Source organism: Pelomonas sp. KK5 (genome assembly GCF_001984095.1).
Classification (GTDB): domain Bacteria; phylum Pseudomonadota; class Gammaproteobacteria; order Burkholderiales; family Burkholderiaceae_C; genus KK5.
On the sequence record NZ_LYVQ01000196.1, the window covers coordinates 1 to 12,597 of the forward strand.

Genomic DNA, 12,597 nt, shown 5'->3' on the forward strand with positions numbered 1-12,597 from the left:
GCCGTACGGCGATGCTGGCCGGATGGATCCGTTTCGTGTCGCTGCTGGCGGCCATCCTGGTGCCGACGACGGCGCTGCTGGTCTTCGTCAGCTGGGTGGCGCTCAAGCGCACCCGCCGCGAGCAGGCGATGCAGGCGCGGCTGCAGGAGCAACTGCGCCTGCGCGCGCAGGTCGAGACCGCCATGATGGAGACGCAGAAGCTGGAGACCCTGGCCCTGGTGACCGGCGGCGTGGCGCACGACTTCAACAACCTGCTGGCCATCGTCAACGCGAGCCTGCACGTCATCAAGCGCCGCCACCCGGCGCTGGCCGAGGAGCGCCAGGTGCAGGCGATGACGCGGGCGGTGCAGTCGGGCGTGCGGCTCACGCGGCAGCTGCTGTCCTTCTCTCGCAAGCAGGCGCTGCGGCCCGAGACGGTGCGGCTGCAGCACTGGCTGAGCGCCACCGAGGGCCTGATCAAGGCCACGCTGCAGCCCAACCTCAGCTGGGCGCTGCGCGTGGATGCGGACACGGCGCCGATCCGGGTGGACCTGGGCGAGCTGGAGCTGGCGCTGATCAACCTGGTCGTCAACGCCGGCCATGCGATGCCGCAGGGCGGGGCGCTGGAGGTGCATGCCGGCAATGCCGAGCTGCCCGGCGGCCGGCGGGCGGTGGCGATCTCGGTGCGCGACCAGGGCGTGGGCATCGCGCCGGAGCTGCTGGCGCGGGTCACCGAACCGTTCTTCACGACGCGCGACCGGGGCAGCGGCTCCGGCCTGGGCCTGAGCCAGGTGCAGGGCTTCTGCGCCCAGGCCTGGGGGCAGCTGCAGATCGAGAGCCGGCTGGGCGAGGGCACCTGCGTGCGCATGCTGCTGCCGGCCGCCGACGGCGAGGTGCTGCGCCCGGCCGAGGTGCCGGCGCCGCCCGGCGCCGAGGCGCAGCGCCTGCACGGCACGGTGCTGCTGGTGGAGGACAACGAGGACCTGGCGATCAGCTCCGAGCTGATGCTGCGCAGCGCCGGCCTGGAGGTGATGCGCGCCGCCAGCGGCGACGCCGCGCTGGCCCTGCTGACCGACCTGGTGCGCCTGCCGGAGGTGGTGCTCAGCGACATTGCCATGCCCGGCGCGATCAACGGCATCGGCCTGGCCTTCGAGCTGCGCCGGCGCTGGCCGACGCTGCCGGTGGTGCTGACCACCGGCTATGCGGAGCAGCTCGGCGAGGCGGCGGAGGGGGGCTTCCGCGTGCTGCCCAAGCCGACCTCGCCGGAGGCGCTGCTGGCCGAGCTGCGCGCGGTGCTGCACGACGGCCGGGCCGCCGCGCTGCGGCAGGCGGCCGGCGAGCCGATCTGAGCCTGGCCCGGGTGTCATCGGCCGGTCATCGCTGACGACCAGAATCAGCGGTGCATGACCGGGAAGATGTAGTCAGGGAGAACACAAGATGATGGCGAACGCGCAACACCAGGGCCTCAGTGCCACGCTGGCGCAGACCGTGCGCCTGGCCGGCTTCGAGCCGAGCGATTTCGAGATCACCGAAGGGGCGCCCGAGGGCCTGCGCGGCATCGGCCTGCCCGACCGGCTGCTGACCGTGCGGCGCCGCTCGACCGGCCACCGCCAGCTCTATGCCACCGTGCCCGGCAGCCCCTGGCTGTTCAACGCCTTTGCCGACCTGACGGCCGGCCGCTTCGGCCAGCCTTCGTAGGCCCAGACCTACCCGGCCGCGGGCTCGCTGCCGATGGCCCGGCTGGGCTGGTTCGCCCAAAGTGGAGCTTCCGGGGCTGGTCCCCGCCCACATTGAGCAAAGGTGAATCCCATGAGCGGTACTTCTTCCAATCTCTGCATCTCGTCCAAGAAGGTCGAGGGCACGAACGTCTACAACCCGAACGGCGACAAGCTCGGCTCCATCGAGGACGTGATGATCGACAAGCGCTCCGGCCATGTCCGCTATGCGGCGCTGGAGTTCGGCGGCTTCCTCGGCATGGGCACCGACCGCTACCCGCTGCCCTGGTCCATGCTGACCTACGACACGAATCTCGACGGCTATGTCGTGCCGATCGCCAAGGCCCAGCTGGACAACGCGCCGCACTATCCGCAGGGCGAGTACCCCGCCTACAGCGACGACTATGGCCGCAAGGTCAACGACTACTACGGCGTGTTGTGAGAGCCCCTCGCCCAGCCCCGCGGCGCTGAACGCGCGCGGGGCTGGTCGGTCCCCCGAGGGGACGCAAGCGCCTGCGGCATCGAGCCGCAGGCGCTTGCACATGGGCCGGCTTGGGGCGGCCCGGCGCTCGGCCCGAATTCAAGCCGCAAGGGGCAGGCGCACGATCACCCTGAGGCCGCGCGGCTGAACCTGTTCGAGTGCCACCGAGCCCGCGTGGCGCTCGACGATCTCCTTGACGATGGGCAGGCCCAGGCCGCAGCCGTTGCCGGCGTCGGTGATGCGAACGAAGCGCTCCATCGCGCGCTCGCGGTCCTCGGCGCGGATGCCGGGGCCGGTGTCTTCCACCTCCAGCCGCGCATGCAGGCCGTCGGCTCGCACGAGCACGGTCACCTCGGCGTGGCGGCCGGCGTAGTGGATGGCGTTGTCCAGCAGATTGGCCAGCGCCTCGCGCAGCAGCAGCGCATTGGCCTTGACCGGTACGGCGGCCTTGTAGCGCTCGTTCATGCCGAGGTCCACGCCGCACTTCAGCGCGCGGGGCACCCATTCGGCGACCACGTCGTTGGCGAAGCGCTGCAGGTCGAAGGTGCTGCGGTCCTGCACCATCGCCGACTCGGGGTCGGCGCGGGCCAGCGTCAGCAACTGGGTCACCAGGTGGGCGCTGCGGGTGGCGCTCAGGTGCACGCGCTCCAGGCGCTGGCGCTGCTCGGGGTCGCTGCTGTTCTGCAGCGCCAGTTCGGTCTGGCTCTTCAGGCCCGCCAGCGGCGTGCGCAGCTGGTGGGCGGCGTCGCCGATGAAGCGCTTCTGCGCGATCACGTTGCGCTGCACCGAGGCCAGCAGCTCGTTCAGCGAGCGGGCCAGCGACTGCAACTCCTCCGGCGCCGAGTCCAGCTTCAGCGGGGTCAGGTCGCCCGGCGCCCGTTCCTCCACCTCGTGGCGCAGCCGGTTCAGCGGCGCCAGGCCGGCGCGGATGCCGGCCGAGACGATCATTGACATCAGCAGGATCAGCACCGACAGCGGCAGCAGCGTGTCGAACAGGATGCGCCGCGTCATCGCCTCGCGGTTGGCGCTGTTGCGGGCCACCTGCACCAGCATCGTCTGCTTGCCGGCCTTGCTCTCGCCATAGGCCAGGTAGAGCGCCGACACGCGCACATGCTCCAGCCCCGAGCGGTTGTTGTTGCCGGGCGGCAGCACCACGTCGTAGTAGTAGGGGTCGTTGAGCCGCGGCGTGGCGATCGGCTTGGAGGTGGACAGGTTCTCGTTGCCGAGGATGAACTGGCCCGGCGGCGTGCTGACCGTGTAGAGCAGGCGGTCGGTGGGGTCGGCCTCGAGGATGTCCTGGGCAGCGCGGGGGAAATCGATCAGGAGGCCGTCGCCGATCGGCTTGAGCTGCCGCGCGAGCGCCCGCGAGGCCTGGGCCAGGCTGGCGTCGATGGCCAGGTTGGCGTAGCCCGAGGCGAGCTTGTAGGTGGCGATGCCGCCGGCCAGCCACAGCACCAGTTGCGGCAGCAGCAGGTAGACCAGCAGCAGGCGGCGCAGCGAGAGGCCATGTGGATGCATCTCGCCGAGGAAGCCGAGGAAACGCTTCATCGACGCCTGCTCAACTTGACATGGTGCCGTCGGCTTCGAGCAGGTAACCCAGGCCGCGCACGGTGCGGATCATCACGCCGGAGTTCTCCAGCTTGCGGCGCAGGCGGTGGATGTAGACCTCGGTCGAGTTGCCCACACCCTGCTCGCTGCCGTCGCTGCTCCAGGCCTGGCCGATCTGGTCCTTGGTGACGACCTTGTTGCGGTGGGTCACCAGCAGGTCCAGCAGCGTCCATTCGCGCGGGGAGAGGTCGATCGCCTCGCCGGCGACGCTTGCGCGCAACATCCCGCGCTCCATCTTGAGGCGGCCGATGTCCAGTTCCGGTGCAGCCGTGGGGGGCTGCGTCCGCCTTAACAAGGCGCGGATCCGGGCCTCCAGTTCGGGGAAATCGAAGGGCTTGGTGATGTAGTCGTCGGCGCCCGCGTTGAGGCCGGCGACGCGGCTGTCCAGGCTGTCCAGCGCGGTCAGCACCACCACCGGCAGGCCCGGCCGGACCGAGCGCACATGCTGCAGCACGGTCAGCCCATCCATCATCGGCAGGCCGATGTCCAGGATCGCCAGGTCGTAGGGCTGCTTGATCAGCAGGTACTCCGCCACGGGGCCGTTCGGGGCGTGTTCGACCTCGAAGCCGGCGCCACGGAGCTGGGCGGAAAGGCCGTCGGCCAGGATGGCGTCGTCTTCGGCGAGCAGGATATTCATTGGGTCCAAAGCTTAACAACTGGTTCAGTTTTTGAGCGGCGTTAAGCGCTATTCCGGGCGAAAAGTCAGTTAGTGTTTAACCTAGTGTTTAGGCTTTTAAGGTTAATTAATAGTCCATTCATCCAGCCGGTCTGCTGTCTCGGGTCAGGCTGGGTCGGACTTTCTCATAACCCAGGCGCCGCCCCAGAACGGTGCCGACTCTGGAGACAAGATGTCATCTCGTTTCATGCGCGCCGGCGCAACCACCCTCATTGCAGCCGCGGCTGCCCTGGCTATGTCCGCTGCCCACGCTGGCGGCGAGGTCGAAGTGCTGCACTGGTGGACCAGCGGCGGCGAGGCCAAGGCTGCTGCCGCGCTGAAGGAAAAGCTGCAGGCCAAGGGCGACACCTGGAAGGACTTCGCCGTGGCCGGCGGTGGCGGCGATTCCGCCATGACCGTGCTGAAGTCGCGCGTCGTCAGCGGCAACGCCCCGGCGGCCGCCCAGATCAAGGGCCCGTCCATCCAGGAATGGGCGCGTGAAGGCGTGCTGGCCAATATCGACGACGTGGCCAAGACCGAAGGCTGGGACAAGCTGCTGCCGGGCGTGGTGGCGGACGTCATGAAGTACAAGGGCAACTACGTGGCCGCTCCGGTCAACGTGCACCGCGTCAACTGGGTGTGGGCCAACAGCGAAGTGCTGAAGAAGGCTGGCGTCAGCAAGATGCCTGCCACCTGGCCCGAGTTCTTCGCCGCCGCCGACGCGCTGAAGAAGGCCGGCGTGATCCCGGTCGCCCACGGCGGCCAGTCCTGGCAGGACTTCACCACCTTCGAGGCCGTGGCCCTGGGCGTCGGTGGCACCGAGTTCTACAAGAAGGCCCTGATCAAGCTGGACCAGCCCACGCTGAACAGCGCCAAGATGGAAGAGGTCCTGACGACCTACAAGAAGATCAAGGGCTACACCGACAAGAACGCCGCCGGCCGCGACTGGAACCTGGCGACCTCGATGGTGATCCGTGGCGAAGCCGGCTTCCAGTTCATGGGTGACTGGGCCAAGGGCGAGTTCCTGGCCGCCGGCAAGGCCCCGGGCAAGGACTTCCAGTGCTTCGCCGCCCCGGGCACCGCCGCCGCCTACACCTTCAACATCGATTCGTTCGCGATGTTCAAGGTCAAGGGCGCCGACAAGGCGCAGGCCCAGAAGGACCTGGCCTCGGCCATCATGTCCGTGGACTTCCAGGAACTGTTCAACCTGAACAAGGGCTCGATCCCGGTTCGCCTGGGCATGGACCTGAGCAAGTTCGACGACTGCGCCAAGCAGTCGGCCAAGGACTTCCAGGCCGATGCCAAGAGCGGCTCGCTGGTCCCGTCGATCGCCCACGGCATGGCCGTTCCCTCGGCGATCCAGGGTGCGATGCAGGACGTGGTGAGCCAGTTCTGGAACACCGATTCCATGACCGCCAAGGATGCGATGGCCAAGCTGGCCTCCGCCGCAAAGTCGAAGTAATCGGCTCCTCGGGCCGCCCGGCCCGACCTGCCTGTACGCCGCATGCCGCGCCGGCATGCGGCGTACAGCCGCAACAAGAAGTCTTGCCTGCAATGTCTGCACCCTCGACCCTGAAGACGCCCTGGCTGCCGAAGCTCGTGATCGCCCCGAGCTTCCTGCTGGCGTTCCTGTTCATCTACGGGTTGATCGCCTGGAACGGCTACCTGTCCGTTTCCGAATCCCGCCTGCTGCCGAACTACGAGTTCGCCGGCCTCGATCACTACGCCTCGCTGCTGGACAACGACCGTTTCCATGTGGCGATGACCAATATGGCCATCTTCGGCGGCCTGTTCATCGCCGGCTCGATGGCGGTGGGCCTGCTGCTGGCCATCCTGCTGGACCAGAAGGTGCGCGCCGAAGGCGTGCTGCGCACCGTCTACCTGTACCCGATGGCGATCTCCTTCATCGTCACCGGCACGGCCTGGAAGTGGATCCTCAACCCCGGCCTGGGCCTGGAGCACCTGGTGCAGCAACTGGGCTTCACGAGCTTCACCTTCGACTGGCTGGTGAACCCGGACAAGGCCATCTACTGCGTCGCCATCGCCGGCATCTGGCAGAGCGCCGGCTTCGTGATGGCGCTGTTCCTGGCCGGCCTGCGCGGCATCGACGACTCGATCATCAAGGCCGCGCAGGTGGACGGCGCGACGCTGCCGCGCATCTACTGGCGCATCATCATCCCGACGCTGCGTCCGGTGTTCTTCAGCACCTTGATGGTGGTGAGCCACCTGGCGATCAAGAGCTTCGACCTGGTGATGGCGCTGACCGCCGGCGGCCCCGGCTACGCCACCGACCTGCCGGCCACCTTCATGTACGCGATGGCCTTCAGCCGCGGCCAGATCGGCCTGGGCGCGGCCAGCGCCACGGTGATGCTGGCGACGGTCGCTGCCATCGTCGTGCCCTATCTCTATTCCGAACTGCGAGCCAAGAAGTGAGTGCCAGTAGTCCCCAAGCTCGCTCGTTCACGATCCAGCGCTTCCTCCTCTGGGCCGCGCTGGGCCTGTTCGCGCTGTACTTCCTGACCCCGATGTACGTGATGCTCAGCACCTCGCTGAAGGACATGGACCAGGTCCGTGCCGGCAGCCTGCTGTCGCTGCCCACGCACGCCACCGGCGAGGCCTGGGCCAAGGCCTGGGGCTCGGCCTGCACCGGCATCGAGTGCAACGGCCTGAAGCCCTTCTTCCTGAACTCGCTGATGATGGTGGTGCCGGCGGTGCTGGTGTCCACGGCGCTCGGCGCGGTCAACGGCTACGTGCTCGCCAAGTGGAGCTTCCGCGGCAGCGAGACCATGTTCGCCTTCCTGCTGTTCGGCGTGTTCATGCCGCTGCAGGTCGTGCTGCTGCCGATGAGCCAGGTGCTGGGCTGGATGGGCCTGGCCAGCTCGATCTGGGGCCTGATGCTGGTGCACATCGTCTGCGGCATTCCGTCGACGACGCTGTTCTTCCGCAACTACTACGTCGGCCTGCCGCAGGAACTCGTCAAGGCGGCGATGCTGGACGGCGCGTCCTTCTGGCAGATCTTCTTCCGCATCGTGCTGCCGCTGTCCACGCCGATCCTGGTCGTGACGCTGATCTGGCAGTTCACGAACGTGTGGAACGACTTCCTGTTCGGCGTGGTCTTCTCCGGCGCCGACAGCAAGCCGATCACCGTGGGCCTGAACAACCTGGCCAACACCTCCAGCACCGTCAAGGAATACAACGTGGACATGGCGGCGGCACTGATCGCCGCGCTGCCCACGCTGTTCGTCTACGTCGTCGCCGGCAAATACTTCGTGCGTGGCCTGACCGCCGGCGCCGTCAAGGGATAAAGAGCAAGTCATGGGCGCATTGAGCATTCGCCAGGTCAAGAAGACCTACGCCAACACGGTACACATCCTCAAGGGCATCGACATCGAGGTCGAAGCCGGCGAGTTCCTGATCCTGGTCGGGCCCTCGGGCTGCGGCAAGTCCACGCTGCTGTCGATGATCGCCGGCCTGGACACGCCCAGCTCGGGCCAGATCCTGATCGCCGACCGCGACGTCACCTACGCCCCCAGCAAGGACCGCGACATCGCGATGGTGTTCCAGAGCTACGCGCTCTACCCGAACATGAACGTGAAGGCCAACATCGCCTTCGGCCTGGAGATGCGCAAGGTGCCCAAGGACCAGCGCGAGGAGATCGTCGCCCGCGTGGCCAAGATGCTCCAGCTGGAGCACCTGCTGGAGCGCAAGCCGGGCCAGCTCTCGGGCGGCCAGCGCCAGCGCGTGGCCATGGGCCGGGCCCTCGCACGGGATCCGAAACTCTTCCTGTTCGACGAGCCGCTGTCCAACCTCGACGCGAAACTTCGCGTCGAAATGCGAGCCGAAATAAAACTGCTCCACCAGCGCACCAAGACCACCACCGTCTACGTCACCCACGACCAGGTGGAGGCCATGACGCTGGGTGACCGCATCGCCGTGATGAAGGAAGGCCAGGTGCAGCAGCTGGGCACGCCGGAAGACATCTACGAACGGCCCGCAACCAAGTTTGTCGCCGAGTTCATCGGCTCTCCCGCGATGAACATGATCGATGCGCAACGCGCTGCCGACGGCCGAGCGGCACACGCGGCAAACGCTTCAGGGATTGACCTGCCGCTCACGGACATGCAACGAAATGCATTGCCTAACGGTCATGTCGAGCTGACCTATGGCCTGCGACCCGAAGACGTGTCGCTGGCAGACAACGGATTGCCAGGAACTTTGACGATCATCGAGCCGACTGGTCCCGAGACGTACGCAACCGTGGACACTCCAGTCGGCAAGATCACCGTTCGTACCCCTGGTGCTCTGCGTCGCAGCGTCGGCGATGCGGTCTATCTGCAGTGGGATGCCCAGAAGGCACACCTGTTCGACGCTAAGACCGAATTGAGGCTGGCATGAGACCGGCGACGGTCCATAACCAGAAAAAGAGTTTTGCCCCTGGGGGATAAGCCCCCACCCTTAACCATCGAAGAGGAGACGACCTTGAAGAAGACTTTGGCTCTGTCGGCCATCGCAATGGCCGCTGGCATGGCAGCTACTTCCGCCCATGCCCTGGACTATGACGGTTACTTCCGTGCCGGCCCCGGCGCCACCAAGAAGGGCACGGCCCGCGCCTGCTACAACCTCGGCGGCGCCCTGGGCATCGGCGGCGGCCACTACCGTCTCGGCAACGAGTGCGATTTCTACGGCGAATTCGGCCTGGCCCAGACCGGCACCGTTGACGGTGTGACGTTCAAGGGCAAGATCATGGTGAACGAGTACAACGGCGGCACCGATGCCGGCGGTTCCTCGTCCGCCTTCGAGCAGATGTACGTGGAGGCCAAGGGCTTCGACATCTCGCCCGACACCAACTTCTGGATCGGCAAGCGCTTCTACGGCCGTGCGGACATCCACATCCTGGACACCTTCTTCGTGAAGATGGACGGCGTGGGTGCCGGTGCGGACAACATCGCCGTCGGCGGCGGCAAGCTGGGCATCGCCTACTTCGGTTCCGACAACGGTTCCGGCGGCCTGGGCGGTGGCGGCACCGGCCTGTCGACGACCCCGGCCCAGCGCCTGAACTTCGACCTGACCGCGCTGCCGGTCAACCCGGGCGGCACGCTGCGCGTGACCGGCACCCTGACCCGCGGCAACTTCAGCGGCGGCACCAACGGCGTCGGCATCAGCCTGCAGCACGACCAGGACGTGCAAGGCCTGGGCAGCAACCGCGTCTGGCTGCAGTACGCCCAGGGCTCCGCCGGCCTGGATGCCAACGTCGGCCGTGCCAACGCCGATTCGGGCTTCAAGCAATGGCGCCTGATTGAAACCTTCAACTGGCAGTCGGGCCCGTTCGGCGGCCAGGCCCTGGCCCTGTTCACGAGCCAGGACAAGGACGTCGTCAACGGCACCGCCAAGCAGACCGGCGGCACCGTCGGTGGCCGTATCTCGTACGCGCTGACGAAGAACTTCAAGATGGTGGCCGAAGCTGGCTACATGCAGAACAAGCCGCAAGGCGGCGAGACCCAGAAGCTGACCAAGCTGACGATCGCCCCGACGCTGTCGACCGGCCCGGGCTACTGGAACCGTCCTGAACTGCGCGCCTACATCACCACCGCCAAGTGGAACAGCGCTGCCAACGCCGCCGGCGGCCTGGGTGGCCTGACCGGCATCGGCGACGGCAAGACCAGCGGCACCAGCTACGGCTTCCAGGCTGAAATCTGGTGGTAAGCCGGTGATCTGATTTCGCACGGCTCGTCACGCGAAGCGTGACCGGCTGTGCTGAAATGCAAGGGCTGCCCAGGCAGCCCTTTTTTATTTCAGGCGTTCCGCAGCGGACGCGATCCGGAGACGAGAAGACATGCTTACCCGCGGTTCCCTTCACCTCGCACTCAGCGCCGCCTTGCTCGCCGGCGCCGCAGCTCCGGCCCATGCCGGCTGGTTCGATTCGATCTTCGGCAAGAGCAGCAGCAGCAACGACCCGAAGGCCGAGGCGCAGCAGCAGCCCGACACGAAGAACCGCGCCTGGCAGCTGCACGAGTTCACCGCGATCCGGCTGGTGCCGCGCGAAGCGGGCAGCCCGCCCAACCAGCATCCGGTCCGCGTCGACCCCGAGGCGCTGCGGCAGCAGCTGGCGGCCGTGCAGGTCGTCACCGCGCGCGACGGCACGCGCTTCCCGCTGTTCGACCGCAGCGAGCTCGACGAGCTGGTGCCGATCATCAACAAGGCACTGCAGCTGGCCACGCCGGCCGACGACATCCTGCTGCTCTCGGCCGACCGCCGCGAAGGCGGCTTCGTCGGCTCGCCGCTGGCGCTGACCGCGCGGCTGTTCGTCGACGCCCAGGGCCTGCAACTGATCGTCCACGACGCGCGCCAGGATTTCTACGACGCCTACCGCGGCAACCAGGTCCAGCCCAAGTTCGTCTTCGGCATGCGCGACAGCGCGGGCAGGGCGCAGCTCTCCAGCGCCGGCGCCACTTCGCGCCGCGCCGACTGGCTGACGATCCCGATGAACGTGGCTGGCGCCCGCCAGGCCGCGCAGACCGTGGCCGTGCCCGCGCCGATCGGCGCGGCGGTGCCCGGTGCGGCGATGCCGGCGCCGCTGGCGCCAGCGGCCGTCATTGCGCCGGTGGTCGCTCCCGCGCCCGTCGCCGCGCCTGTCGTCGCGGTCCCCGTGGCTCCCGCCGCGCCGGCCGCCCCGGTCAGCATCGGCGACGCCGAGCGCCGCCTCGAGACCCTCAAGCGCCTGCACGGCAAGGGCCTGATCACCGATCAGGAATATGAGGAGAAGCGCAGGGAAATCCTCAAGTCACTGTGAGGTGACTTGCTGCTGGAGCGCCTGGATGCGGCGCTTCAGCAGCCAGAACCACAGCACGGTCAGCCAGTTGACCATGGCCACCCAGGTCATGGCCCAGCGCAGGCCCTCGGCCGTGCCGGTGGCGACGAAGTCGCTGATCGCGCCCACCACCAGCGGCCCCAGGCCCTGGCCGAACACCACGCCCGCCACGCTGACGATGGCCACCGCCGTGGCCCGCGCATCGGGCTTCACCAGGTCCTGCAGCGTCGCGAACACCGGGCCAAGGATCATCCCGGCGATGAACAGCGCGCAGAACAGCAGGGCAAAGGCCGGCAGCGGGCTGCCCGCGTGGAAGCTGCCCAGGTAGAAGGGCATGACGACGACCTGGATCACCGCCGCGAAACCGGCGCCCCAGGCGCGCGACTTCACGCCGTAGCGCACCGACAGCGCGCCGCCGGTGATCGAGCCGATCGCCGTCGCCAGGCCCAGGCACAGGCCGAGGCCGCCGCCGACCTGGATCGGCGTCAGCGACGTGAACGCGCGGGCGAAGTAGGCCGGCAACCAGGCCATCGTCGCGGCGCCGGCCAGGGCGGTCGTGGAGAAGGCGCCGACCAGGTAGAGGAAGGCCCGCGGGTCGCCCAGGCGACTGAGCATGTGCTCGCCTGCGCCCTGCGGCGCGCTGTCCACGCGGACGGGCTCGCGCACCGTCAGATGGAAGATCACGCTCAGCACCAGGCCCAGCACGCCCAGCACGATGAAGCCGCTGCGCCAGCCGATCGTCTGCACCAGGATGCCACCGCCCAGCAGTCCACCCAGCATGCCCAGGTAGCTCACCGCGCTGTGGATGCCCAGGGCGCGGCCCCGCAGCCGGCGCGGGTAGTAGTCGCCCAGCATCGAGTGGGTGGACGGGATGCAGCCCGCCTCGCCGATGCCCACGCCGATGCGCGCGGCCAGCATCTGCAGGAAGTTGGTCGCAACGCCCGAGGCGGCGGTCATCACCGTCCAGGCGACGAAGCTGCCGCCGATGATCCACTTGCGGTTGCCGCGGTCGGCCCAGCGTGCCAGCGGGATCGCGGCCAGGCCGCCCAGCAGCGAGAAGGCCAGGCCGGTCATCAGCCCGAGCTGGGTGTCGGTCAGGCCGAACTCCTTCCTGATCGGCTCGACGAACATGGTGATCACGACCTTGTCCACCGAGCACATGAAGCCCACGACGGCCAGTGCGAACAGGACATAGGCGCGGTAGCGAGGGCTGACCTCGGGGGTCAGGTCTTGCACGGGCATGTCAACGGCTTTCATGGGCGAGCATCCAGGTGAGGGTGTCGGGAAGCAGCGCGCCACCATGGGCGAGCGAATGGCCGCCGCTGCCGACGACGAGACGGTGCTCGATGCC

The 12,597-nt window shown here is 67.9% G+C and carries 12 protein-coding genes; 9 read left to right on the forward strand and 3 right to left on the reverse strand.

All coding sequences use genetic code 11. From position 1 onward, the window contains the following. The 3 genes from B0W88_RS23990 to B0W88_RS24000 form a co-directional block, all read left to right on the forward strand. Positions 1 to 1,328 (forward strand): ATP-binding protein (locus B0W88_RS23990; protein WP_144006922.1); only part of this gene is annotated, 1,328 nt, incomplete at its 5' end. Positions 1,329 to 1,419: 91 nt separating this feature from the next. Then, a complete protein-coding gene (locus B0W88_RS23995) occupies positions 1,420 to 1,677 on the forward strand; it encodes a hypothetical protein (RefSeq protein ID WP_158080931.1) in 258 nt (85 codons plus the stop codon). Between the two features lie 111 nt (positions 1,678 to 1,788). Further along, the gene (locus tag B0W88_RS24000; RefSeq protein WP_077037144.1) at positions 1,789 to 2,136 is read left to right on the forward strand and encodes a PRC-barrel domain-containing protein; all 348 of its coding nucleotides are present in this window, start codon (positions 1,789 to 1,791) and stop codon (positions 2,134 to 2,136) included. Between the two features lie 138 nt (positions 2,137 to 2,274). Here B0W88_RS24000 and B0W88_RS24005 read toward each other — a convergent pair whose 3' ends face one another. Beyond that, positions 2,275 to 3,723 (reverse strand): sensor histidine kinase, encoded by a 1,449-nt coding sequence (locus B0W88_RS24005; protein WP_233151826.1) that lies wholly within the window; start codon positions 3,721 to 3,723, stop codon positions 2,275 to 2,277. 10 nt (positions 3,724 to 3,733) lie between these two features. Then, the gene (locus B0W88_RS24010; RefSeq protein ID WP_077037145.1) at positions 3,734 to 4,420 is read right to left on the reverse strand and encodes a response regulator transcription factor; all 687 of its coding nucleotides are present in this window, start codon (positions 4,418 to 4,420) and stop codon (positions 3,734 to 3,736) included. A 274-nt stretch (positions 4,421 to 4,694) separates the two neighbouring features. Between B0W88_RS24010 and B0W88_RS24015 the strand changes: the two genes are divergently transcribed. The 6 genes from B0W88_RS24015 (at position 4,695) to B0W88_RS24040 (ending at position 11,228) form a co-directional block, all read left to right on the forward strand. Next, positions 4,695 to 5,900, forward strand: coding sequence for an ABC transporter substrate-binding protein (locus tag B0W88_RS24015; protein WP_233151827.1), 1,206 nt, complete (start codon positions 4,695 to 4,697; stop codon positions 5,898 to 5,900). A gap of 92 nt (positions 5,901 to 5,992) precedes the next feature. Beyond that, positions 5,993 to 6,871 carry a carbohydrate ABC transporter permease gene (locus B0W88_RS24020; protein ID WP_077037147.1) on the forward strand — a complete coding sequence of 293 codons (879 nt, stop codon included), beginning with the start codon at positions 5,993 to 5,995 and terminating at the stop codon, positions 6,869 to 6,871. A 32-nt stretch (positions 6,872 to 6,903) separates the two neighbouring features. Beyond that, the gene (locus B0W88_RS24025; protein ID WP_077037153.1) at positions 6,904 to 7,743 is read left to right on the forward strand and encodes an ABC transporter permease subunit; all 840 of its coding nucleotides are present in this window, start codon (positions 6,904 to 6,906) and stop codon (positions 7,741 to 7,743) included. A gap of 10 nt (positions 7,744 to 7,753) precedes the next feature. After that, positions 7,754 to 8,833 carry an ABC transporter ATP-binding protein gene (locus B0W88_RS24030; protein WP_077037148.1) on the forward strand — a complete coding sequence of 360 codons (1,080 nt, stop codon included), beginning with the start codon at positions 7,754 to 7,756 and terminating at the stop codon, positions 8,831 to 8,833. Positions 8,834 to 8,917: 84 nt separating this feature from the next. After that, a complete protein-coding gene (locus B0W88_RS24035; protein WP_144006923.1) occupies positions 8,918 to 10,141 on the forward strand; it encodes a carbohydrate porin in 1,224 nt (407 codons plus the stop codon). Between the two features lie 130 nt (positions 10,142 to 10,271). Continuing rightward, a complete protein-coding gene (locus tag B0W88_RS24040; protein ID WP_144006924.1) occupies positions 10,272 to 11,228 on the forward strand; it encodes an SHOCT domain-containing protein in 957 nt (318 codons plus the stop codon). Here B0W88_RS24040 and B0W88_RS24045 read toward each other — a convergent pair. Continuing rightward, the gene (locus B0W88_RS24045; protein ID WP_158080932.1) at positions 11,220 to 12,503 is read right to left on the reverse strand and encodes an MFS transporter; all 1,284 of its coding nucleotides are present in this window, start codon (positions 12,501 to 12,503) and stop codon (positions 11,220 to 11,222) included. The genes B0W88_RS24040 and B0W88_RS24045 overlap by 9 nt on opposite strands. Between the last annotated feature and the right edge of the window lie 94 nt (positions 12,504 to 12,597).